General features: G+C 65.0%; 23 protein-coding genes. 12 read left to right on the top strand and 11 right to left on the bottom strand.

What is annotated here, in order from left to right:
* Positions 1 to 698: 698 nt before the first annotated feature.
* The 7 genes from Pla108_RS17280 to Pla108_RS17310 form a co-directional block, all read right to left on the bottom strand.
* Positions 699 to 1,253 (bottom strand): hypothetical protein, encoded by a 555-nt coding sequence (locus Pla108_RS17280; protein WP_146446214.1) that lies wholly within the window; start codon positions 1,251 to 1,253, stop codon positions 699 to 701.
* A gap of 46 nt (positions 1,254 to 1,299) precedes the next feature.
* On the bottom strand, positions 1,300 to 2,841 hold the full coding sequence (locus tag Pla108_RS17285; protein ID WP_146446215.1) for a relaxase/mobilization nuclease domain-containing protein: 1,542 nt from the start codon (positions 2,839 to 2,841) through the stop codon (positions 1,300 to 1,302).
* Entirely contained in the window at positions 2,831 to 3,361 is a 531-nt protein-coding gene (locus Pla108_RS17290; protein ID WP_146446216.1) for a plasmid mobilization protein, read from the bottom strand. The genes Pla108_RS17285 and Pla108_RS17290 overlap by 11 nt, the downstream gene beginning before the upstream one ends.
* A 703-nt stretch (positions 3,362 to 4,064) precedes the next feature.
* Positions 4,065 to 4,751: a hypothetical protein gene (locus Pla108_RS17295; protein ID WP_146446217.1), complete on the bottom strand. Its 687-nt coding sequence runs from the start codon at positions 4,749 to 4,751 to the stop codon at positions 4,065 to 4,067.
* The gene (locus tag Pla108_RS17300) at positions 4,748 to 5,029 is read right to left on the bottom strand and encodes a hypothetical protein (protein ID WP_197526660.1); all 282 of its coding nucleotides are present in this window, start codon (positions 5,027 to 5,029) and stop codon (positions 4,748 to 4,750) included. Before Pla108_RS17300 ends, Pla108_RS17295 begins: the two co-directional genes overlap by 4 nt.
* The gene (locus tag Pla108_RS17305; protein WP_146446218.1) at positions 5,026 to 5,301 is read right to left on the bottom strand and encodes a hypothetical protein; all 276 of its coding nucleotides are present in this window, start codon (positions 5,299 to 5,301) and stop codon (positions 5,026 to 5,028) included. The genes Pla108_RS17300 and Pla108_RS17305 overlap by 4 nt, the downstream gene beginning before the upstream one ends.
* 404 nt (positions 5,302 to 5,705) lie before the next feature.
* Entirely contained in the window at positions 5,706 to 6,629 is a 924-nt protein-coding gene (locus tag Pla108_RS17310; RefSeq protein WP_197526661.1) for a hypothetical protein, read from the bottom strand.
* Positions 6,630 to 6,987: 358 nt separating this feature from the next.
* Here Pla108_RS17310 and Pla108_RS17315 point away from each other — a divergent pair, with 358 nt between their 5' ends.
* The 8 genes from Pla108_RS17315 to Pla108_RS17350 all read left to right on the top strand — a co-directional run bounded on the left by Pla108_RS17315 (position 6,988) and on the right by Pla108_RS17350 (position 14,491).
* On the top strand, positions 6,988 to 9,060 hold the full coding sequence (locus Pla108_RS17315) for a type IV secretory system conjugative DNA transfer family protein (protein ID WP_146446220.1): 2,073 nt from the start codon (positions 6,988 to 6,990) through the stop codon (positions 9,058 to 9,060).
* A 336-nt stretch (positions 9,061 to 9,396) separates the two neighbouring features.
* A complete protein-coding gene (locus tag Pla108_RS17320) occupies positions 9,397 to 9,945 on the top strand; it encodes a hypothetical protein (RefSeq protein ID WP_146446221.1) in 549 nt (182 codons plus the stop codon).
* Positions 9,942 to 11,168, top strand: coding sequence for a HesA/MoeB/ThiF family protein (locus Pla108_RS17325; protein ID WP_146446222.1), 1,227 nt, complete (start codon positions 9,942 to 9,944; stop codon positions 11,166 to 11,168). Before Pla108_RS17320 ends, Pla108_RS17325 begins: the two co-directional genes overlap by 4 nt.
* 42 nt (positions 11,169 to 11,210) lie before the next feature.
* A complete protein-coding gene (locus Pla108_RS17330) occupies positions 11,211 to 12,461 on the top strand; it encodes a hypothetical protein (RefSeq protein WP_146446223.1) in 1,251 nt (416 codons plus the stop codon).
* Between the two features lie 35 nt (positions 12,462 to 12,496).
* The gene (locus tag Pla108_RS17335) at positions 12,497 to 13,324 is read left to right on the top strand and encodes a Mov34/MPN/PAD-1 family protein (RefSeq protein ID WP_146446224.1); all 828 of its coding nucleotides are present in this window, start codon (positions 12,497 to 12,499) and stop codon (positions 13,322 to 13,324) included.
* The gene (locus Pla108_RS17340; protein WP_146446225.1) at positions 13,321 to 13,941 is read left to right on the top strand and encodes a hypothetical protein; all 621 of its coding nucleotides are present in this window, start codon (positions 13,321 to 13,323) and stop codon (positions 13,939 to 13,941) included. Before Pla108_RS17335 ends, Pla108_RS17340 begins: the two co-directional genes overlap by 4 nt.
* The gene (locus Pla108_RS17345; RefSeq protein WP_146446226.1) at positions 13,941 to 14,210 is read left to right on the top strand and encodes a DUF1580 domain-containing protein; all 270 of its coding nucleotides are present in this window, start codon (positions 13,941 to 13,943) and stop codon (positions 14,208 to 14,210) included. Before Pla108_RS17340 ends, Pla108_RS17345 begins: the two co-directional genes overlap by 1 nt.
* Before the next feature lie 14 nt (positions 14,211 to 14,224).
* The gene (locus Pla108_RS17350; RefSeq protein WP_146446227.1) at positions 14,225 to 14,491 is read left to right on the top strand and encodes a hypothetical protein; all 267 of its coding nucleotides are present in this window, start codon (positions 14,225 to 14,227) and stop codon (positions 14,489 to 14,491) included.
* A gap of 66 nt (positions 14,492 to 14,557) precedes the next feature.
* Here the strand turns inward: Pla108_RS17350 and Pla108_RS17355 are convergent, their stop codons facing one another.
* Both Pla108_RS17355 and Pla108_RS17360 read right to left on the bottom strand, forming a co-directional pair.
* Positions 14,558 to 15,811: a tyrosine-type recombinase/integrase gene (locus tag Pla108_RS17355; protein ID WP_146446228.1), complete on the bottom strand. Its 1,254-nt coding sequence runs from the start codon at positions 15,809 to 15,811 to the stop codon at positions 14,558 to 14,560.
* A 668-nt stretch (positions 15,812 to 16,479) separates the two neighbouring features.
* Positions 16,480 to 17,652: a DUF4062 domain-containing protein gene (locus Pla108_RS17360; protein WP_146446229.1), complete on the bottom strand. Its 1,173-nt coding sequence runs from the start codon at positions 17,650 to 17,652 to the stop codon at positions 16,480 to 16,482.
* A gap of 402 nt (positions 17,653 to 18,054) precedes the next feature.
* On the opposite strand from Pla108_RS17360, the gene Pla108_RS17365 reads away from it, so the two are divergent.
* From Pla108_RS17365 to Pla108_RS17380, 4 genes are all read left to right on the top strand, one after another.
* A complete protein-coding gene (locus Pla108_RS17365; protein ID WP_146446230.1) occupies positions 18,055 to 19,158 on the top strand; it encodes a Fic family protein in 1,104 nt (367 codons plus the stop codon).
* A gap of 33 nt (positions 19,159 to 19,191) precedes the next feature.
* Complete coding sequence (locus tag Pla108_RS17370; RefSeq protein WP_146446231.1) at positions 19,192 to 19,506, top strand: helix-turn-helix domain-containing transcriptional regulator; 315 nt, start codon at positions 19,192 to 19,194, stop codon at positions 19,504 to 19,506.
* A 357-nt stretch (positions 19,507 to 19,863) separates the two neighbouring features.
* A complete protein-coding gene (xerA, locus tag Pla108_RS17375; protein WP_146446232.1) occupies positions 19,864 to 20,718 on the top strand; it encodes a site-specific tyrosine recombinase/integron integrase in 855 nt (284 codons plus the stop codon).
* Positions 20,715 to 21,941, top strand: coding sequence for an IS91 family transposase (locus Pla108_RS17380; RefSeq protein ID WP_146446233.1), 1,227 nt, complete (start codon positions 20,715 to 20,717; stop codon positions 21,939 to 21,941). The genes xerA and Pla108_RS17380 overlap by 4 nt, the downstream gene beginning before the upstream one ends.
* A gap of 436 nt (positions 21,942 to 22,377) precedes the next feature.
* Here the strand turns inward: Pla108_RS17380 and Pla108_RS17385 are convergent, their stop codons facing one another.
* Together Pla108_RS17385 and Pla108_RS17390 are read right to left on the bottom strand one after the other, a co-directional pair.
* Entirely contained in the window at positions 22,378 to 22,902 is a 525-nt protein-coding gene (locus Pla108_RS17385; protein ID WP_146446234.1) for a toll/interleukin-1 receptor domain-containing protein, read from the bottom strand.
* 29 nt (positions 22,903 to 22,931) lie between these two features.
* Entirely contained in the window at positions 22,932 to 23,432 is a 501-nt protein-coding gene (locus Pla108_RS17390; protein WP_146446235.1) for a TIR domain-containing protein, read from the bottom strand.
* Positions 23,433 to 23,436: the final 4 nt, after the last annotated feature.

A 23,436-nucleotide genomic window follows, 5' to 3' on the forward strand; every position in this document is an offset into this window, starting at 1 on the left:
AGACGCCGATCCAAGAACTAGCAAGCCCTCCGGGCCCACGCGGGGAGGCCCAATCCAAACTCCCCCAACCAACCAGCGCTGCACTTTCTCGGCGCCGGGCGCTGCACTTTTCGACTGCCGATCACAGCTGGCGAGTGCTTCCTTGCCCTTGTTCGTACGCTAGCATTACCCGCTCACGAAGGTCCGTCGAAAATGCATCCATGCCGAATCTCCTTTCGGAAGATTCGTATAATCAAGCAACGCGGTATTGGCTACGTCAATTTAAAAGCCGCTCTAGTAGCCGCGTCGGTCTGTTTCACCGCCAGCAGATAGCCAGATCGATTCGAGACTTCGGTTGCCTCATCCTCGGCGCCGAAGGCAATCGGCGAACCCGCCGAGGTCGTGCGCCGCCGGGCAGACCTCGGTCGCTGCCAGCTGCAGTCGATCTGACGGCGCAGGCGGGCCAAAGGCGGCCCCGGATCGTCTCGCTTCTGCGGCCTCTTCTTGCCGCTCGAAACTGCGTCGAACCGACACGCCGGCGCCTCAACCCGGCTTCGTCGGCTTCGGAGGATCGGCTCTCACCCCGAGCCGAGCCGATCCGCAGCAAGCCGCCACGAAGCCGGCCTGAACGCCTCCCGCAACCACCCCCGGCTTTGTTGGCGAGGGGGTGAGGCCTCTCCCCGCGGCGCCGCCGCGGCTCGTCCCCACTCTGCCCCGTCTCAGCGAGCGCCCCCCTCCCGACCGCTCCCCAGCCGCCGCTCGATCTGTAACCGCTCGCGCCGGTACCGAGCGAGCTTCGTCTTGGCGAGCTTCTCCTTCCGCTCCCACTCACGCAGCAACTCGTCGACCCGGGCCAACCGCGCCCGATCAGCGTCCGAGCCCCGCTTGGCCTTCCGTTTAGTGGCCGCCGGAACAGCCTTCCGCAGCGGCAACTCCGCCGCCCACGCGAAACGCACCTCGGCCGCCGAACCGCATCCGTAACGGCTGGAATCGCAGCGCATCTGGCGTTCGCCACGCATCCCCCGGTTGTGAGCGAACTCGTGAGCGAGCAGCGCCGCGAGCTGCCAGCGGGGCCGCGCGTCGGCGTCGGGCGGCAGATAGATACAGCTGTGACGCCCGTTGATGAACGCGTAGCCCCGGAGATGCCTGCGGCTGCGCCGGAACTCAACAACGGCGACCCGTCGTTTTGCCGGCTCAAGCTCGTGACAGGCGACCGCCCGAACGATCGCCCGCAGATCGGCCGTGTCGAAACCGGTGTGGTTGATGACCCGCATGTTGGCTCCTTGTTATCGAAATACCGCCGCCCGGGCGTCGGCCCCATCAGCCGCCCCGGCCGCCGCGATCCCCCCGCCCGCCACGCGGCTTCCGCGGTTTCCGCTCCCGCCGCGTCCGTTTCTTTATCGCCGCTTTCCCCTCGTCCATCTGACGCGCGACGTCGACGGCTTTCCGCCCGTCGCCATGCGTCCCGCTCCCCCCGGCGATGTCCAGCGGCTTCGCCCGCTCCTGCGGCGACAGCTTCAGCGGCGGCGCCTCCGCCTTCCGCTTCTCGCGGCGGCTGAGCCGCAGTTTCGCCGCCGCCCGCTCGGCCCACGTCCGCTGCCGCGACTCGCGCATCGCCTCGTTCCGCTCACGCGTCAGCTCACTCTGCCGCTCGCGCTCGTCCGCCACCTCGCGCGACCGCCACGCCGCCAGCCGCCGCGACAACCGCAAGAACGCCATCCGACCCAAGTGGTCCCGCTCCCGGCGCCGCCGACCCGCCTCCGCCTGGCGCCGTTTCTCGATCCCACGCTGCGCCTCGGCCAGCATCGCCTTCTCCCGCTCCTGCTTGCGTCGCAGCCCCCGCCGCCGCATCCCCTCGTCACGCGCTGCGTCGAACGCCTCGGCCATCGCCGTCCGCTGGCCCCGCCCCCGCTCGCGTCGCACCAAGGACTTCCAGTCAACCGCCCGGAACGTGTTGGCGACCCGCCCCCGCAGCGTCCGTTCGTTGCGCTCGAAGAGCCGCCGAGACGCCTCCTGCTCGTTGAGCAGCTCGCGCCACCGCTGCCGGTGCTCGCGCCGGACCTCCGAACGGATCGCCGCCAAGCGGTCGGCGTGCTCCCTTTGCAGACGGTCACGGCGATCGACATGCGTCTTCAGCAGTACACGTCGCCGTTCCTGGTCCAGCTTCAGGCTCGCCTCCTTGCGGCGCTCGAGCTCGCGCAGGTCCCGCAAGTGCTGCCGCACGAACGATCGCAAAGCCGGGTTGCGCCGCGCCGCCTCGACCAGCTCGTACAGGTGCCGCGGCCGCTTCCTCACCGGCGCCGGCGTCTCTCCGCGCCCCCGCGCCTCCCAGTTCTCCTCGCGCTTCTTCACCAAGGCCTCGCCGTGCAACCGCCGTTCCCGTTCCAAAGCCCACCGCGACAGCTTCTCGCGCTCCTTCCAGTTCGTCTTCAGCCGCCCGTCGTCCTCGATCAGGCAGAGGATGACGTGCAAGTGCGGGTGGTGAGTGTCGTTGTGGGCGACGATGATCGCCTCGCGCTCCGCCGCGCCGATCGCCCGCAGCGCTTCCTCGGCCGCACGGATCATCCGCTCGCGGTCGAGCCGCTCCGCCTCGGCCTCCTCGCGCTTCCAGCTGAGAACCAGGTGCCCAACCGGGCGGCCGTCCTTACGCCCCCCGCGTCCCACCCCCGCCTCTTCCTTGAGCCGGTCGCGCTGATAGTCCTTCGCGACCATCAGCCGCCAAGCGACTTGCGGGTCGTCGGTCGCCACGTTGCGCGTGACGGCGAAGTCGACCCGCTCGCTCGTCGGGAGCCGCCCCTCGTCGTGCAAGCAGTAGCGGGCGAGCCCCGCAAAACTCCGGCCGCGGGTGATCTCAACGAACATAGGTCAGCGCCAATTGAGTTAGGATGGCACGCAGCTGGGCGGCGATCCCCTCCCAGTCGTGCGTGCGACGGCTGCCGGCGTGGGCGTCCCGCACCGCCTGGTTGAGGTTGTTCCCGATCGCGTTGAGCTCGTACACCAGCCGCATCGCGGCAGCGTCGGTGAGCCCCGGCTCGCCACGCTCGAAAGCCGCTCTCCGCAAGTACGCCCCCAACAACAGCCCCTCGCGCCGCGCCGCCGTGTCCAGCAGCACTTTCTCCGCCAGCGGCAGCCGGAACCGCACGTCGGCCTGCTCTTCCGCCTCGCCCGCCGGATCGACGCGCGACGGACCAAGACGCGGGTCGTGCCCAAGCGCCAGCCGACGCATCAGCTCCGCCTCACGAACGCCGCAAGCGTGAGCAAACTGCGCCACCTCGGCGCGTTCCAGCGGCGACAGGTAGACGCGCACCAGCTCGGTGCGCGCGTCGCCCGGCGCCTTCGGTGGGCGGCCCAGGCGCTGTCGGCGCTGCGGTTCGTTCGGCACGTCGGCCTCCTCTACTCAGTAGCGCGGCCGTCGTCAGCCGCGAGACCCCCACGCCGACGACACGCCGGACAAGGGGGTGGGTTCCAAGGGAGGGGCCTCCCCTCCCGGTCGATGGGGGCCCCGGGGGAGAGCGAAGTCTCCCCTGGGTCGTCGCGTTAGCACGGGCGCCGTGAACGCCCCGCCCGGTCCCAACGGGACCCGCGGGGAGTGAACCGCCCGTGCGTCGCGGCGAAACGTCGGGCTCGGCCCGACCCAGATGGAGGGGAGAGAGGCCTACGGCCGCCCTCCCCGGTTTTTCCCGACGGGAAAAAACATCTGGCTACTCCCATGTCACCAACCTCTACACCCCATCCAAGAGACGAGTCAACGAAAAACTTCTGCCTCATGCTCCGGTGCAACAACGGTTCACCCCAAGCGCTATCTCACCAACCCGCCACTGGCGCCGCCACTCGCTTCTGTCGCCGACGACCGAAGCCGCTTCGGTCGCCACGGCGAGACCAATACTTGCCGACGCGCCGAGCGGGTGTCCCTCACACCCGCCCACGGCAGCGACGGCGCCGCTACGACGCCGCCCCCGCCGCGCAGTTCGACACACCGTTCCGTAGAATGCGCCACAAGCGCTGCGCGACGGAGCCCAACCCAAGTGCGCAGAAAAAAAGCCCCGCCGACGAGCGGCGAGGCGTGAGGGAACAGCAGGCTTGAGTTATAGCCTGCCGCTTTCGAATACGAGGCACTGGTCGTGCAGCCCGGGGATGAAGCTGCTGCGATACGTCCGCGACGACGACGTGTTGCCGTACTGCAAGCGGATAATCTCCGTCGCCGCCATCCGCAGCCCTTCCTGGGCGGCGGCCGCCACCGTCAGGTGCGGCAACGGCTGGAAGACCCCCCGGTCGCTATAGCCGCCGATCAGCACCGCGATCTTGCCGCGCGGCGTAAGCACCGACCGACAGTTCCGCAGCACCAGGCGCAGCCTCACGAAGAAGGCATCGAGCGTCGCGGCGTTCGACAAGCAGCGCGGGTCGTCGTTGTAGACGATCTGTCGCCAGTAGGGCGGATGCAGCCACGCGAAGTCGACCTCGCCAACCGCCTCGTAGAGGTTGGCGTCGGCCGCGTCCTGGCCGAACCGCACGTCCATCGACACACACGGGATGGCGAGCTCCTTGCACACGTCTCGGCAAGTGCCGCTGCCAGTCATCGGGTCGAGCACCCGCCGCGGCTGGTAGTAGCGCAGCAGGTCGCGGATCAGGTACCCGCCGCAGTTGCCGCGGTACTTCGACGACCCGTAGGGTCCACGCCGACGGGCGGCGTGGATGCTGGTGAGTTCGGGCGCCGGGCTAGCGTTAAGCGGAGCGGCCGGCAGCTCGATGAGTTTGGGGAACGGCGCCTTCATAGCGCTGCTCCCGGCTCCGGGTAAAGCGCTTCGGCAGCCGCCTGGAGCGTTTCCCAGCAAACGCCGTACACGGCGTCTTGGCAATCGCGGACGTGCTCCAGCACCTCCCACGCTTGGTCATCGCTGAGGTCCGATCGGACATATAGCACGTCTTCGACGCTCCACACGATCGCGATCTGACGGCGTCGGGCGAGCACGGCGTGCACGTCGATCGCCGCCGAGCGGTCGGCCGGGGCGTAATGCTCCCGGCCTTCCGCGATGGGACCGCGGGGGCTCATTGCGAGTCCCCTTGGTCGGCGTCGGCTGCTGGCTCGCCGGCGTACGCCTCACCGACCGCGTCGTAGGCCTTCTGGGCCAGACGCGCGATCCGCAGCAGCTCGTTGCGGCTGAGGTAGTTGGTGTCGTGCCACTTCCCCTCGGCGTCGGTGTACGAGCGGGTCAGCGTGATCGAGAACCGGGTGCGGCCCTCGTCGTTGCTGTTCGCCCAGATCGTTGCTTTGAGCGCTCCGTCGCGGAGCGTGGCGTGGGGTTGGTTGGTTGATTTGGTCATCGGACTTCTCCTTCTGCTTGAGTTAACGATGCCCAAGCCAGGGCGACCGCCAAAGAGCGGCCGCTCAAGGGCCTGCCCGCAGGGACGGGCCGAAGGGGGGAAGGGGCCCCGCTGCAGGACCGCCCTTGAACGGACGGTCGCGGGCGCCAAGCTGCATCGGAGACTTGAGTCAAGCAGACGGAAGTCCGCTGACGGGCCAACCGTCGCACCAATCGTAGCGCCGCCGTGGCGGATCCTCGGCACGACGAAGTTCGGCGAACCTAGCACAGGGCCGTCGATGAATCGTTCGGCCATTCACTCCCGCTGCCGGCGCCAATTGGGAACGGCTTGGCCGACGACCGCAGAGACGCGACTGGATGACAGTTTACGCGACGCTTAACTGTCCTGAAGCCGTTCGACCTCGGTCAGGCGTTACCGTGACGCACGAGCAGGTCGAAATAAGCGTCGATCCGCTCGATCATCGTGGCGCCGTGTCCGAAGTCGAGGTCGCAGAGCTCCCGAAGTTCGGCGCCGGCGGCGGCGCGATCGATGAACGTCTCGTGATCGCCGAGCATTGTCCGCGCTTCATCGACAAGGGACCGGGCGACGACCTTCCATTTCTTCTGGGAGTGCTCGATACGCAGCTCAAGGTAGTCGTGTGCAATGCGCGCCACGGCGCCGAGCTTCAGAGCCAGTTCGTCACGCATGACCCCGTGGCGTCCCGCCTTCTCGACATGGACCTCGGGCTCCAGCATGTAGAAGGTGTGCATGAGCGCAACAAACGTGTCGCGGTCGATCCCAGGCAGAGACATCTCAGCAAGAAAGGCGCGGAGCCGCGCCAATTGGGCCCGCATATTCTCAAGGATGACCGGCTGCTCATTCTCTCGTCGGGCAGGGTCGAAGTTCCAGGCCACGCACACGCGCTCCGTGCCGATCCGGAAGTGGATGAGCTGCTCGTACTCTTGCTGCGGCTTCTGCTGCAGCAGGTAATACTTCCCGGACGCATCCAAGTAGGCATACCCTCGACAGACCAGGTGCGTCAGCAACACCGGCAGGTCGAAACGCGAGAGCGCCATATAGATCGGCTCCGTTGACTCACTGAGCGCCGCGTGCAGTTCCTGGCTCTTCAGGAATGGCAAGCAGTCTGTGTTGAGCGTCAGCACGAAATGGCGGAACGCCGCCGAGACCGGATCGAGTAAGTCGAGAGACGGGGTTTTCATACGGACCACAAAGTTGCTGTGGCGATTGAAGCCATGGACAAGCTTCTGAAGCGTCGAATCGTCGGCGCAGCAACGCTGCGTCTCGAACTTGGCGAGTTGACGAGGGTTCATCCCGCAAAGCGCGGCCATCTTCTCGATCGAAAGCCGGAGGCCAACCCGGGCTGCACGCAGCTGCACTCCATCGATGGGGTGTCCTCGATGGCGCACGCGATCCCAGGGGAGGTCTTCTACGAGGTCCATCGCGGGTGGTTTTCACTCCGAGAGAGGTCAACGCATACAACGGTATGGACAGCCACATTATTAGTCAAACTTATAGTAAGTTCTTCTCGCATTCTTCATAAACGCGTCGCGGAACCGGACAGATACGGCCGGTCTGCCGCGTGTGGAATCCTGATCCGCAAAGGCCTTTCAGTGGACGACGAGGCGGGGGCAGGCTGAAAAAATCGCTGCATCAGTCCCCCCCAATCCTCGGCTCTGGTAACGGGCGATGCGGCGCTACTTCGGCTGGAACAAAGCGATCGGCCTCGGCCTCGGCGGCGCCCTCGCGCTGCTCAAGGACGCCTACGTCCCGGCGCCGACCGGCGGCGTCCCGTACGAAGCGACGCTGCTGGCCGAGCGGATCACGACCCTCGCGGTCGTCTGCTACGGCTACAGCATCCTGCCGGCCCTCTCCCAGTTCTACCGCGGTCTTCGGCCGGTGCAGCGGTCGCTCAACCGCGTGAAGATACTCGTCGTCGGGGTGCTAGCGTTCGCGTGTGTCCCCGACGCTGTCAAGGTCGCGGCGATCGAGGAGGGCTCCCTCGCCGCCGGCTTCTACTTGGTGTGGACGCTCACAACGCTCGTCACGCCGTGGCTGCCGGTTGCGGCGCTCGAATTCCGCGAGTGGCTCCGCTCGCACAGCTGGTACCGCCGCTGGTTCCTCGCCGGCGAGGGGGCGTCGGGGGGGATGGCGTCGGCCCGAGAGCTCCGCGGCCGGCGGTTCGACCCGCGTTGGTATGACGGCAAATTCGGCTTCAACGACGGCCTCCTGATCGGCCGCACCCTCTTCGAATCAACCTACGAGCCGTTCTTCGTGCGGATGCGGGATGAACTCGGCACGCTGCTGCTCGGCGCCGCGCGGGGCGGCAAGAGCGTGCGGTTCCTGTGGCCGTGGCTCGCAACCAACGACCAGATCAAGGTCGTCGTTGATCCCAAAGGCCAAGCGTATCGCCTGCTGGCAGGCCGGCTGAGCGACCCCGCCGCCCCCCAAGGGGTCGACGCGAACGGCGTCACGCGGGCCAAGGAACGGCTCCGCAATGGGATCGTCCATGCCTTCGATCCCTACGGCTTGGGCCAGCCCCTCCAAGCCGACGCCATCAACCCCGTCATGCTGGTCGACCCGGACAGTGACTACTGCCGGGTGATGCTCTCGGCGATCAGCCAGTCGGTGGTGATCCCGTCCGGCTCGGAGACGCACTGGGTGGTCGAGCTGACTCGCTTGGTGATCGAAGGGCTGGTGCTGCACGTGCGAACGTCCCGCCCGCCCGCGCAACAGAACCTCGGCGACCTCGCCGACCTGTTCTCCGGTCTGGAACGCGTCGAAGGCGACGTCCGCGGCGCCGACAACTTCGCGCGGATCGAGAGCCTCCTCGACGAGATGTCCCGCAACCAAGCGAGCGGCGGCCTGTGCGTCAGCGCCGCCCAGGCGTTCGCCGAACTCGACGGCCGCGAGGCGGGGATTCTGATTAGCGAGGTCGCCCGCAGCCTCAAGAGCTTCACCGACCCGGTGATCCGCCGAGCCACCAGCGGTCCCGGCATCGACCTCCGCGCGCTCGTCGAGTCGAGGACCCCGGTCACCCTATTTTTGTCGATGCCGTTCGGCTCGCTAGTAGAGCACAGCCGCGTTCTGCGGGTGATCCTCTCGTGCCTGTTGCGGCTGGTCGAGCAGCGCATCGACAAGTCCCGCGCCGTCCACTTCTTCCTCGACGAGTTCGCCGCCTACGCCAAGAACCTCACCGCGATCCGCGACGCGATCGTGACGCTTGCCGGCGCCGGCGCCCGCCTGCACATCGCCCTGCAGTACATCCGTCAGCTCGAACAGTGCCTCGGGCGCGAGGCGGCCGACGGCTTCGAGGCCTCCAGCAACATCGTCGCTGCGGGCGTTCGGGACGAGCACACGTTGCAATTTCTCTCGCAACGCTTCGGTCGGCACAAAGCCGCCCGTCGACGGGGCTGGTTCTGGGGGTTCGGCGATAGCGAAACGGCCGAAGTCCCCGTGCTGGACCCCGACACGCTTGGCCGCTTGCTCGATCGCAGCAGCCGCATCGGCGCCTGCATCCCCGGCGTCGGCTCGCCGTTCCTCGTCGAGACGCTCGCTCACCGGCCGCTGCGGCTGCACGGCACGCGGATGGATGTCTGGCCGCTGCCGAGCGACGCCTTCGATGAGCACCTGCTCGCCGCCGAGCGCGGCGAAGCGCCGATGACGCCGCCCTCTGCCGTGGTGACGCCGACGCTCCGCCTGTCGCCACCGAACGCGCCGCAACGCAATCCACCGACCCTCCGCCTCACCCATCGTCCCTGATCCCTTCCACCTCAACCATCCTTCGTTCGATGCTCCCCCTCCGGCTCATTTTCAACCGCGCTGCACGACCGATGCTGCGGCTCTCGCCCCCCCCGGCCCCCCGGCTCGTCCCGCAGGCGTTTCGGGGACGCGAAATGCTGCCGGCGCCGACGCCCGGCGGTCGATCGGGCGTCGGACCGACGCCGTCGCTCCGCCTCACGCCCCGTTCCGCTCGGTCGCGCCGTCGAGCGGTCGCCCGCCAAATCCCCGATCAACCGTCGCTGACCCGAATCTTCAACCGCGCCGCCAAGGGTCGCCCTTCGCGTTCCTAGCGGCTCGCCCACACCGATTCAGAAAATGATCCGTGAGTACTTCCGAGTTCGGCTGCCGTACCTCATCGGCTGGGGTTCCGTCCTCCTCGGTGGGGTGTCGGCCTGCGGGATCGGAAACAAGAGTGACAACGAAGTGCTCATCATCGGCGGCGCCCTCGCCGCCGTCGTCGGTGGCGTCCTTTTGATCTGTTACTTCTTCATCGCACTGGTGATTGCGGGCGTCGCGGCCCTCGCTATCAGCCTGCTCGCTGGCAGCTTCTTCAAGGCGCTACTCAGCTTCCTGTGGGCCTGCGTCGGACCGGCGGTCGTCCTCGGCCTATTCGCCGCCGTCGTGGCTTCCGCGATCAAGTATGGGCCGAGGCTTCATGAACTCATCCAGCGGATCAGGGCGGTCGGCGACTCGCAGGAAGCCGTCACGCGGAGCGGTATGAGCGCGTCGGCGCCGACGCCCGCGGCGCGGATCACACAGCGGATCCGGTGCGACCGCATCTGCCCCGGATGCGGCCGGCTCAGCCCCGCCACGGGCGTGGTTTGCGATGACCCCGACTGCGAAGAACCTCAGGCCAACCGATGAACGACACCGAATTCTTCAGCCGAGAGCGCAAGGCCGGCTACGACCCGGCGGTGAACGCGTCCATGAATGTCCTGCTCCTGGGCACGGGGGCGCTTGGCCAGGCGGCTGCGCTCGTGCTGGCCCTGAGCCAGGTGGGTCGGCTCATGCTCGTCGACTTCGACGAGTTCGAGCTCTCCAACGCCACCCGCTCGCCCCTCTTTGGGACGAGCAAGCAACGCGCCAAGCACAAGAACCTCAAGGTGGCTTGCGTCGCCGAGCAGCTCGCCGAGCGGACCCACTGGAGCGACGCCCCGCGGATCGAGTACGCCGCCGCGCGGGTGCAGGAACTAGGCGACGCCCCCTTCGCCGAGGCGACGATCGTCGTTTGCTGTGTCGATGACGATCCGACACGCGCCTGGATCGCCACCCGATGCCACCGACACGGCAAGCCGATGGTCGAGTGTGGCGTGGCGGGCGCCGCGGGCTCGTTCGCCTTGTACGGCGACCCCGAAGGCCCCTGCTGGCAGTGCGGCGTGCCGGTCCCGACCGGGCGGCGCGTGAACGCGGGATGCCAAGCGAATGCGATCGAACTCGCCAAGCAAGGCTTCGCGGCGATGACGCCGACGCTGTCGTCGGTCGTCGGCGCCTACATGGCCGAGGCGGCGATCCAATTCGCCCACGGCAAACGCGACCTTGACGGGCGCCGGGTTTACATCAACGACATCCGCCGCCCGAGCATCGAGATTATCGACGAATCTTACAGCCCAAACTGCCCCTGCGACCACGCGATTGGGACGCCGGTGGTTCAACTGACCACGCCAGTCAACGGCTCCGCGCGAGAACTGCTGGCGGAGCTGGAGCAGCACTTCCGGTCGCCGTCGATCCTTCTACCGGCGCCCTACGTCGTTTCCGAGCTATGCCCCGGCCCACTCGATGATCCCAACGGATCGTGCCAGCGCGCTGTCCGGGTCGGGAAGCCCGACTGGGTCATCGGGCGTCACCCCCGCTGCCAGGCTTGCGGCGGGTCAAGCGAGCTATCGGCCGACACGTCGATGCGCGTCGCCCAGTCGATCCAGCCCTTCGACGACGACCTGCTCGACATCCCCCTCGCCACCCTGGGGTTGGCCCCGAGCAGCTGGGTGGCCGTTGAAGTCGCCGACGGCGCGGTCGCCTACGCGGCCCTGCCGATCGGCGAGCGTCCGTTCGTTTCAGTTCCTAAGCCGCGTCGTGGACGCGGCGCCTAACCCGGGGCGCGACGCCCCATCACCACTGACGGAGTATGCGTCATGTCTCTGATCAACTTCGCCCTTGTCCACCCCACCAGCGGCGAAACGGCGAACGCCGAGTTCGACGGCGCGGGAACTCCGCAGCAGCTGCTCGACCAACTGGTGCAGCAGAACTGGCTGAAGCCGCCGACGGACGGAACGTACGCCCTGAACTGCCCGAAGGACCCCAACAATCCTGATGGCGAGAAGCGCCAGCTGACCGACAAGGAGTCGTTCGCCGACCAGCACGTGCCCGCCGGGGCGACCTTGACCATCTCAATTCGCGCGAAGGCGGCGGCCGACACGCGCGTCAGCGATTCCCATCACGCCACGTGGGAGAAGATCGAGGTGATGAAGTGTTCGATCGCCCACCCGATCCTCGACGAGGTCGCCGAGATAGTCATCCCTGCGGATATGACGCCAAAAGAGGTGATCGAGCAGGTATTCGATCTGTCATGGATTAAGCGTCACGAAGGGCTCCACCACTTTTTCCAGCTCGCCATTGACGACACGACCTCACAGAACAATCGTCGAACTTTGGAGTCAGACACTCCAATCCGCGATCAAGGCGTGCCTGTCGGGACGACGCTCTATGTCATCGGCGCCTTTCTGACGGGCGCGGCGCCGCGCCGCACAGGGCCGTCTCTCGAACGGCTCCGGACCGACTACCGCTCGCTCAAAGACATCGAAGGACGCGGCTGTGTCCGCGAGGTGAAGGTCTTCGCGGATGCGGCGTTGAAAGTGCCGGTCCTCACCGAAGCGGACGCGGGGCGGATGCGTCGTTACCTGGTCACGCTGAACATGCCGCTGCCGGCAAGTGCGACAAACCCCAAGCAGCTGAAGGCCCAGTGGAAGGTCGTTTTCGACCTCGAGCCCGACTGGCCTCGCTACCCCCACGCCCAACACTACCCGCACGTGACATTCGTCGGGCCTAAACCGTGGCATCACCGCGTCAGTTCGTCGGGCCGCCTCTGCACGCAGCCCGTAGGCAGCAAGAGCCTCGTCGCGGGCCAGCACGTTGGGATGATCGCCGCGGTGCTCAACGGCGACGAAGCCTTCTCGTTGGCGACGGACAAGGGCTACGACGTCGCCGCTTACAAGTACTACACGGAAGTCCTCCGCGGCCCGGTCAATCCCGGCCTGGAGATCCCCAACGTCCGGCGGCACGTCTTCGACCCGAGCCACCTTGCCGCGGCGCCTTTCGTCGTCCGCTTGAGCGGACCGACCCGCCCCGTTGCCATCGGTGAGGCCCCTCGTCTCAAGCTGAGCTGAATCCCGTCTTTGCGCCACCAACGGATCGATACGCCATGCCCACCCTCTCCCTCACCGCTTCGCCGCCCTACCAGCCCGCTTGGCGGAACCGCCCGTCGCAGCCGCCCTCAACGATGGTGGCCTACTGCGATGTTGACGACCGTCCGACCGTCTTTGTGGCCGGCGCCGTCCTCGACGCCATCGCCGCCGCGACGAGCGAATGGGCGCCCGACGAGGCGATCGGCTTCCTCGCCGGCCGTGTGTTTGAAGACCAGTGGGGGTACTGGACCTTGGTCCTCGGCTCGACCGACTGCAAACACGCCAAGCGCTCGCGGGTCACGGTGGAGACGATCGATCGCGACCTGCTGGAACTCGACGCCTGGTACTCCCGGGACGCACTGGGCCTGGACCGTATCGGCTGGTGGCACAGCCACTACGAACTCGGCGTGAGCCATTACAGCGGCGTCGACTTGAAGAACCAGGCGCTCTGGTGCGAGAAGCCATGGCAGGTCGGCCTGCTGGTCGTGGTCGAGGACGGTGAGACCGCCATCCGTTGCTACCAAGGCCCCGATAGCGTCGCGATCGGATCGCTCCATCCCCATACCGAGGCAACCTGCGAGGTTGTTTCACTTGCCGACGCCGTTGAGTTGACGGCGCCAAGCCAACGGCCCTCCCTCCGCCGTCGTCTGGTCGGCGCCATCCGTCGCGCCGAGCGGATCGCCCTGCAAGCGGCGTGCATCACGATGGTCGCTGCCGGCGGCGCCGCTCGCCGATTCGTGCTGGCCGTCGGCGCGGGGGTCTATTCGTTCGGCGTCACCTTGGTTACGGGACACGCGCCAGTATGGCGCCCGAAGACGGCGGATCGGCTGGAGGCGCCCGCATGACGCCCATCGAGCAGCTCGCCGAAGACGCAACCCGCCTGCTCGCCGAAGTCGACGAGCAACTGGACGAGAAAACCCACGAGGTCGCCTCGCTGCGTCGCGAGTACACCGCGGCCCGGCGGGCGGCCGACTCGCTCGCCAACGGCTCCGACGCCCTCAACGCCATCGCCGCAGCGATCGCCGGTCAGCTCGGGACGCTCGCCGGCCGGGTCGAGACAGCCGCCGACGAGGCGGCGACGCTCCGGCGCGAACGCAAACGGCTCGCCCGCGTCGTGGAGTTGTTGGCCGGCGCCGTCGACGAGGGAGGGGCGCCGACCGCGTCTCGGGTAAGGCCGGTCGTGCAGCGGATCGTCCGCGACAACAGCGGTCTTACCTACCAAGAAGTCTACGACCTGACGCGCGACGCGCTGGCGGGCGACGGCTACTCGGCGATCGGCCTCGGGCTGCGCGTCCGTGAAGCGCTGAACGACCCGACGATTCAAGGCGACGACGAGGGTCTTTATCATTCGCAGCCCACGCCCACCGCGACGCTGCGTCCCGAACCATCCAGCCGCCGGCAGCCGGAGGTCGCCGGTCTTGCCATCCGCAGCAGGGAAGAAGCACCCCACGGAACCCCGTGATGATCAACCTCCAGACAGAGAAGCTCGTACCGCTCGGCGACGTCCCCCGCTACCTCGACGCCCGCGGCGGGAAGAGGGTTCATCTCTCGACGATCTACCGCTGGGCCACCAAAGGCAGCCGCGGCCGTGTGCTCGAAACGCAGCTGCTGGGAGGCGCCCGCTACACATCGGTCGCGGCGCTCGAACGCTTCTTCCAGGGAGCCGGTTCGCCGTCGGGCGACAACGGCGCCGACGCCTTGCGCCGGGCGCTCTACGGCGAAACCGCCTAACGGGACAAACCATCATGGTGATTGACCTCCGAGAGATCGCCGACCTCGCCCGCCGAGCGTGTGGAAACGGCGAAGTCGCGGTCGTTTTCGACGACCGACACGAGGACGAGGATTGGGTTTGGTACATCGCGGCCGGCCGCTCCCTGCACGCGGCCCACGTCGGACTAGGCATCCTCGAACTAGGGGGCCAATTCGTCGGCCACGGCGCGACATTCGACGAGGCCCTCGCCCGGGTCAAGGAGGACATCGCCACGCGGAGCCGTTGCCGGCGACGCTTCTGAGGCGCCGGAGGGCGGCCCCGGCTCTGTACCGGGACCCACCCTCGACGCCCTCCGTCGCGACGCGGCTCAGCCCAGCTCGGCGGCGACGCTCAGCGCCAGCTGTAGGTCGCGTTCGGCGTAGACCTGCGTGACGTCGGCCTGGGCGTGCCCGCAGATCACTTGGGCCGCTTCGAGGCCAAACCGCCGGCGGATTTCGGTTGCCGCCGTGTGCCGCAACTGGTTCGGGGTCCAGACCGGCACGCCCGCCTTCTTGCAGGCGCGGCGGATCGCCATCCGATAGCTGCCGACGACGTACCGCTTGGCCGGTAGTCGCTTCGTGCCGTTGGGCTTGTTCTCGGCGTACTTCGCGAGCACATAGCCATTCTTTACGCGCAGCGCCTGCTGGCGTTGCCGGGCGCGCTGCACCGTCTCGGCCGCCGAGAAGCAGTGCTCTTCCTGCCCGCGATCGAGGTACGCCGCGAGGACCTTCTGCGCCTGCGGCCCAACCGGCACGAGCCTTTCGCGGCCGTGGTGCTCGGTCTTGTGGCTGTCGGGCCGGTAGAGCCAGACCTTGCCGGTCCGATCGAGATCACACGGCCGCAGGGCGCAGACCTCCCCAGGCCGAGCGCCGGTGAGCCGCTGAAAACGGACCATGTCGGCGACGATCTCTGGCAGCGCGGGGATCGTCTTGCCGACGGTGGCGTCATCGACGGGCTGGACCGGCTCGGATTCCCGCGCTCGGGTGCGCCCCTTGGCGAGCCCACCCAGCACCGCGAGTTGCTGGTAGGCGGCCGGCGAGCAGAGCTCCTTCTTGACGGCCCACTTGTACATCCGCACGACACGGCCGATCTGCTTGTTGAGGCTCTTGCGTTCCCAGTCCCGCTCGTCGATGACCCACTCGCGGAACTCATCCAGATCAACCGGCCCGAACGACTCGACCGATCGCTTGCCGTGCCGGCGGCCGAGCAGACCGGTGACCTCGTCGATCAGCTCCGCCTCGCGGGTCACCTCGCCGTTCTTGACGTAGTAACCGTGGGCGAAGCGCCGGTAGGCGAAGATCAGCTCGTCGAGCGTGACGACCCTGCCGGCCCGGCGCTTCTCACGCAGGTTCGGCGCGTTGATCGTCTGGGCGAGTCGTTCTTCGGCCTCGAGCGCCGCCTGCGTCGGCGCCTCCTCGGCCTGCTGGGCGAGCCACTTTTCGACGAACTCGCGGTAACGCTCGCGGCTCTGGGGACTGCCGTGCTTGCCGAGGTAGACCTCGCGGCCTTTGACGTAGACGACGGCTTGACCGGAAGACTTGTGCCGCCCGTACTTGGGGGGCTGTTTCTGCTGCTGGGACATGGGCGAAACGGGTGCTGGGCCGTCTCACCCGTAGGTCCACCCGTACTACGGGTAAAAACTACGGGTGGGCGCTACCAACAAGCCGCTCCGCCGACCCTCGGCGGGTAACCTAAGCGTAGGTTTCAGCAGGACTTAGAAAAAGTGGCGGGGGCCGGATTCGAACCGACGACCTCGAGGTTATGAGGCAAAACCCGCGAGCCTATGTAACTGCCTTCTCTACCAGGAGTTATGCAACGACGTTTCCCTCTTTAGACGCTTGCAAGTATTAGCAACTAATAGCGACGATTAGCAACCGTTAGCATTTGACGTCTCGTCAAAGCGGGAAGGGCCAATATACAGCCGCTCCCCTCACTCTGCCAAGCACCATCATTGACGGTTGCTATCCTACCGAGAGCCTCGTCAGCAGCAAACAGTAAGCGGCAGGAACTGGCAGTCGGGACGCTCCGAGCCACCTAGCAATCACCAAGGAAGATCAAGCAGTTAGTTGGTGTAGTTAAGGCAAAAGCCGAAGATCTCGCCAACACCACGCGACGACAATCGTCTCATAATTCAACGGGTTGCCGTCATCTGCTGCGCTTTAAGACCAAGCCGATTGGATCGACGTGGCAGTAGTTGGCATTGCACGGCACATAAATTCAATTCGTTGCGTAGCGGAACTGCGCGATCGATTAACGCCTTGAGTCAGAAGGCGAAGGGAAGTATCCACCCTTTGCCAAGAACACTCTCGCCAATCGCTCAACCAGATCGGTAGCGAGAAGGTCGCCAGCTACCAATGCCGGTCGTGAGGTAGAGAGCGGCTCAATTGGAATCCAGAGCGGGTCATCAACAGCGAGGCTTGGAAAGGATATGGAGTTGCCGCGGTGCTGATCGGGCTCCCCGAAAAGCTTGTGCTTAAATTCGGATAGGCAAAGCCAAACATAGAAGTCACTGAGCAGGCCGCCACGCGGGAGTCGCTGAAAGACCGCATCCGCGAAACGAAGGGCGCCGTGAACGCCCTCTTGGACGGCCCTGCGGTCAATAATTGTTGATTTGGCGAGGTCTCCAGCCGCAAAACCGCCGCGGGGCTGAGCCAACGTCACCACCGACAAGATTGTTCCGTCTTGGTAGAGCGAAACGGACGCAGATCGGTCGGTAGCCCCATCCCCCGATTGCGACAATACGACGTGGTCAACGCCCTCCTGAGAAAGGCAGCCGTATCGGTCGTCGAATAATCGAGGTCGCTCTCCGAAGAGAAGTAGTTTCTTCAGATCGTCGCGGAACGCCTCGTCGCCCAGCAGCCCGACGGGAACCCATTCATCGACGCGCTTGGGTACGATCCCTACAGAGAAGGTGGGCGCCCCCCGCCGTGGCGGCGCGACGGCGAAGCGTTGTTGAAGTCTCGCGCCCGCATCAGCAGCGGAGACAGCCGGGCCCGTCGTGGACTGAAGGTCGTTCAGTGCTTGCACGACAGCGTCTTGCAGGTCCTGCGGCGTCGAGTAGAAGCCAACGAAATACCCCTGTTGGTAGTCACCCACACGAGCGAAGAAGTCGGCCTGATCCGCGTCGAGCTGGTCACGCGTGGCAAAGAACACAATTCTCAGGCCTCGTTGTCGCGCCTCTAAGTACTCGGCCTCCGTGACAGAGACCCCCTCAGGCGTTTTATAGCCGTAACGCGACCCCAGGACGCCTAGATAAACATCGCTGCCGCGGACTTGCTCAACGCAGGCTATTTCGGAGCTGTGAGGCTGCGCCCCAAAGCCCTCCGCCATGACGGGGTCGTGACGTAGCAGTTCAATTGCACGACGGACTGCCGCGCGTTCGGGCTCGAAGCCCCGCATCACTGAGCTAACGAAAACTTTCACCGACGCCTCCTTGCGAGAGTTGAGTTGTGCAAACGCCTCTAGCGAGGGCGGTTGGGAACTGGGCGGGATGCACGTAGCCGTTCTAAGTGACGGCTATGACACTCGGGACAAGTCACGGGCGAACTAGTAAGACGTTTCGCCTCGGCCTCGCCAGGCTCCAGCACCTCAAGCTCGAAGCGTCTTCCGCAACGCGTGCACAGGTAAAGCACGACAATCATCTTCACGTCTCCGTACGTTGGAGGCCAAAATGGCAGCCTTTGGTAAGATATACGGGCGTGCAGCAACTGGCGTGCCAGCACTGCCATTTCAGGTGCCAAAGACCGCCGCCCGCACGCTCTGCCCACGGACTTGCGCTATGCGGCGATTAGATGCTATAATCGCCGCAGAAAGTGCGGTGAATAGATGCCCTATATCCACGAATTGGCCGATTGGCCGAAATTGACTTGGAACGCCGAAGCGCTAGCCGCGCCCCTGGCGGCGGTCCGCCACGACCAAGGGCGATTGCTGGGGAAGATGGGAACGCTCGGCTTCGAGCTGCAAAGCGAAGCCAGTCTGACTGTATTGACCGCCGATGTCGTAAAGTCCTCGGCCATCGAGGGCGAAAGCCTCGATCCAGAGGAAGTCCGTTCGTCGATCGCAAGCCGATTAGGGCTTAGGGTGGCTGGGCTGCCGCGTCCTAGCCGCCACGTCGATGGCGTGGTCGAGATGATGCTCGACGCCACCCAGAAGTTTGCTGAGCCACTCACGGCGGAGCGTCTTTTCGGCTGGCACGCGGCGCTCTTTCCAACGGGACGCAGTGGCCTGAGCCGGATCGCTGTCGGACGATGGCGCCCCGAAGAAGCCGGACCCATGCAGGTCGTCTCAGGCCCGATCGGGAAGGAGAAGGTGCATTTCGAAGCGCCCGCCGCTTCTCGCCTGGACAAGGAGATGGCCGCCTTCCTTCACTGGCTGAACAGCACCGAAACGATCGATCCCGTTCTGAAGGCGGGGCTCGCGCACTTCTGGTTTGTGACGATCCACCCCTTCGAAGACGGAAACGGCCGTGTAGCCCGTGCGATTGCCGACATGTGCCTAGCCCGCGCTGATGGCGTTAAGGAACGCTTTTACAGCATGTCGGCCCAGATCGAAGCGGAACGGAAGGACTACTACGCGACGCTAGAGCAAACGCAACGCGGCGGGCTTGATGTCTCCGAATGGCTATCTTGGTTTCTCAGCTGCTTAGGCCGCGCTATCGCTGCGAGCGATGGCCGCTTGGCGAGCGTCCTTAGCAAAGCAAGGATGTGGGAATCCCTCGGCGCGGTCGGCGTGAACGAGCGACAACAAGAAGTGCTCAACCGGATGTCGGGCGATTGGGAAGGGTTCGTGAGCACCTCAAAGTACGCCCGTATGGCCAAGTGCTCGGCCGACACGGCTCTGCGTGACATTCAGGAGCTGGAGAGACGCGGGGTGCTTGTGAGAAATCCAGGCAAAGGGCGTAGCACGAGCTATCGTCTCGCTGACTTCTAAGCCGCACCGAAGAGGAGGATGTACTCACCTGCTATGCCGACACGACCCATCGAACGAACGATCTCAAAGCGGGCCACCCACGACAGCGAGTTTCGCGCAGCGCTCGTCGCCGAAGCGCTCAAATGCCTTTGCGAAAATGATGTCGCGACCGCCAAGAGCATCCTGCGGACTTACGTCATGACCGCGATTGGCTTTGAAGAGCTTGGTCGCCGGATGGGCGAGCGGCCCGAGAGTCTCATACGAATGATGAGCGACAAGGGCAACCCAAGCCTGAGCAAATTGGCCGCTTTGCTATCGGCCATTAAGACGCACGACGGCGTGAACATCGAAGTACGCGGCACTTTGTAGCGTGTGAGGAAGGGCGTTGTCGTCGCGAAATGCTCCGGTGTGATAATAAACATTGGACTAAACCGCTCTGCGGTGGGACGGCGTGGATGCCGTTGTCCTCGAGCGGATCATCGTCACGCACCGCAGGGTGGTTTCCATATCGTCGAGCGTTGAGTCACGCCGAGATGTCAATCGAATCAGTCGGTTGCCGTCCCCTATTTTCCCTATTGCGCGTTATCACACTGGCGTCGTGAGGCGACGGGCCGTCCCCTCAATCGGCTTTTTCACGTCTTTGTGAGGCGATTCGCATCGGCATTCTCCACTGCCCAGGATGGCGGGGTTTCCCACCCCGTCCCCTTTTTGGCAGGAGGATTTGCGATGACCGAATTGCGCCAGCGGATGATCGAGGACCTGCGTCTGCGGAACGTCGCGGAGAACACGGTCACGTGTTACGTCCGGGCCGTGCGGCAGTACGCCGAGTTCTTTGGCAGGTCGCCCGATCGGCTCGACGCCAAGCATCTGCGGCAGTACCTGCTGCACCTGCTGGAAGTCCAGAAGGTGGCCCAGGGAACGTACAACCAGAAGGTCGCGGCGCTGCGGTTCTTCTACCGTGAGACGCTCAAGAAGCCCGCGTACGTCGAGGGCGTCTGCTTCACCAGGAAGGAGCGGAAGCTGCCGGTCGTGCTGAGCCACGACGAGATCCGTCGGTTCCTCGAAGCGCTCGACAGCCTGAAGTCGCGGGCCATCTTGATGACCTGCTACGGCGCCGGCCTGCGAACCTCCGAAGCGTTGTCGCTGGGCGTCGGCGACATCGATAGTGAGCGGATGATGATCCGCGTGCGACAGGGCAAGGGCCGCAAGGACCGCTACGTCGCGCTGCCCAAGACGCTCTTGATCGTGCTCCGCGAGTACTGGAAGGCGGCCAAGCCGACGGACTGCTTGTTCCCCGGCCGTGACGGCGTTAAGCCGCTGACGCGGCAGTCGGTCGTCAACGCGTGCCACCGCGCGATGAAGGCGGCCGGCATCAGCAAGAACGTCTCGCCCCACACGATGCGTCACAGCTTCGCCACGCACCTGCTGGAAGAGGGCGCCGACGTGCGGACGATCCAGGTGCTGCTGGGTCACCGCAGCGTGACCACCACGGCGCTCTACACGCACGTCTCGCAAGCGACGATCCGCAAGACGAAGAGCCCGCTCGATCGCCTCAACGAGGAGCCGGCCGCCACGGTATGACCCAGCGGCCTCGGCTCGAAGCAGCCGAGGTGCTCCGGGGAGGTGGATCGAGGTTCCTCGATCGGTACGGCAAGACGCTCTCGCACGCCCAGCACCGCGCGTTGCGCGCTATCGTGGCCTGTCGCACCAAGGTGCTCGGCGGCCACGTCGATCGGTGCGACGGGTGCGGCCACACGCGGCCGAGCTACAACTCGTGCCGCAACCGGCACTGCCCGAAGTGCCAAGCGTCGGCGCGCGCCGCTTGGCTGGAAGCGAGGGCGACCGAGCTGCTGCCCGTGCCCTACTTCCACCTTGTCTTCACGCTCCCCGACGAGCTCGGCCCGATCGCCCTACAGAACCCGAAAGCCGTCTACGGAATCCTGTTCCGCGCGGCCTGGGAGACGGTGCGCGAACTGGCCAAGGACCCCAAGCGCCTGGGCGCCAGCGCCGGCATGCTCAGCGTGCTGCACACGTGGGGGTCGAACCTCTCGCACCACCCGCATCTGCACTGCGTCGTGCCGGGCGGCGGCCCATCAATCGGCGGCGAGCGGTGGGTCGCGGTCGAACGTTCGCGTAAGCGGAAGGCGTTCTTCCTGCCCGTGCGAGTGATGAGCCGCGTGTTCCGCGGCAAGTTTCTCCAGCAGCTCAAGGCCGCCTACCGTAAAGGACAGCTCGCCTTCCACGGCAAGTTGGCGCCGCTGAGTGACGTTGGCGTCTTCGAGTCGCTCCTCAATGCCGCGGTGAAGACCGATTGGGTCGTTTACGCCAAGCGTCCCTTCGGCGGTCCGCGGCAGGTTCTGAAGTACCTGGCCCGCTACACGCACCGGGTCGCCATCGCTAATAGCCGGCTGGTGAGCTATGAGGACGGCGTCGTCGGCTTCAACTGGAAGGACTACCGCCACGGCGGCCAGACGAAGGTGATGCGGCTGAGCGATGTCGAGTTCATCCGCCGGTTCTTGCAGCACGTCCTCCCGAACGGCTTCGTCCGCATCCGCCACCACGGCTTCCTCGCCAACCGCGATCGCGGTGAGAACCTGCGGCGTTGCCGCGAGTTGCTCGGCTTGAAGGAGTCGCCGCCGATCCCCGAGGCGGCTGGTGAGATTTCGACTGATCTGCCTTTGAACGTCTGCTCGGTCTGCGGCGCCGGCCTGCGGTCGAGGGAGTTGAGGCCGCTCCGCGGCCTCTCCACCCGGCAGGTTCTGGCGCTCGACGCCGCCGGACTGGGCTTCTTCGATTCATCCTAGAGGGCAACCCTGATGAATGCCTCCGAGACCGCCGCGTCAGCCTTGCTGAACCACTGCCGGTGCGCGCCGAGTGGAGTCGCACGCGCTCAAGACCTCCTTCTTCGACGCTTGTCAGCGAATGACGGTCTCTCTATCCCTAGCGACGAGGGAGTAGACCGCAGTCAGTCTGAGGCGCTGATGTCTCCGGCTAGGCAATGGCGAAGATAGAATCCCCATAGCCGGCCGCCACCGACGGTTTACTCCAACGCGTTGTATCGGAAGTGCCGAGACGCGTGTTGGCGGGGCTCCGTCGCGCGAGCACTGCCGATACAACAGTAAGCGCTATGTAAAACAGATCGTTCTAACCCTCTGAAACGTCGCAGATCGTGTCAAGTGTCAAAGCCATCTCACCACCAAGTGGTTTTAGTCAAACCTCATCCATCGCCCTGAGCGACAGCTAGCGCCTCAACCAATCTTCCAACAAGATGCCGGAACTTGCTCCTGGCTCAAATACTGCCGGCTTTCCGCTACTCGCCTGTTCGATGCGGTCGTAGATCCCGACGTACTCTGAACCTATCCAAGAAGTCTGACTATCTGTCACTGGCAGAATTGCAATGTTCTTCATCGAGTTTTCGGCATCCGCCACACCCAACTCCCACGGTACCCATTTCGACTGCAATGCATTATTTGTCGCAAGCAAGACCAGCTTCTTGCACTCCTTGATCTTTCCCTTAATGCGACGCGCCGTTTCAGGGCTCGTTACGGAAGGCATAGACTCATCCTTCCAATCAACGTAGATTGTCACACCTTGCGATCCAAGCAACTGCACTGCCTGATTAACTATGGCAGCATCCTGGTGGCTATGCGAAAGAAATACGGTAACTGCCGCGGAAGCTGTCCTAGTGTGGTAGCGGTTATTCCTTACTGCTGCCTCCAAATAAATTGGGACGCTCTGAAGTTGTTGGCGGGTATAGTAAGCCATATCGGTTCTCGGCGGTTCGCTAATCGTCGTTATCCATAATTTTCTCTAATACTTACTGCCTCTTCTATCCACGTGGCTAGGTTCGCTTCTATAAATGCGTAGCACTGCCTACTGTCCGTGAACGGCGGATTGTAACAACGCACGATTGACGACAACGATGACCCGTCGCGGTCCATACTGAAATGAGCAAAAGGGTTGGCGCCTTGTTTAGATTGCAATCCGGCAAAATCTCTTAGGCGATGTATATGCACTCCAACTACTCCTTTACCGGCATTCCATGCAGTCTTAATCTCGTAGTCAATCCATTTTCGTCGAGCGGTATCTGCGCCGACTAGCACCACCGCGCAGGATTTGCCTTCAAGCTGACTATCTATCCATCGTTTGATTGCTGCTTCGCCACCATTGGTAACGGACTCCCACTCATTGTCAGTGGCAACGGCGTTACCCTCTATTACGCCCATGTTTCGCACCTGTGCTGCTCGAACGTTGTCTGGGTGATAATGGAAACTGTAAAATACCTTGCGCGCCATCAAT

Source organism: Botrimarina colliarenosi, assembly GCF_007859955.1.
In the GTDB taxonomy this organism is placed as follows: Bacteria; Planctomycetota; Planctomycetia; order Pirellulales; family Lacipirellulaceae; genus Botrimarina; species Botrimarina colliarenosi.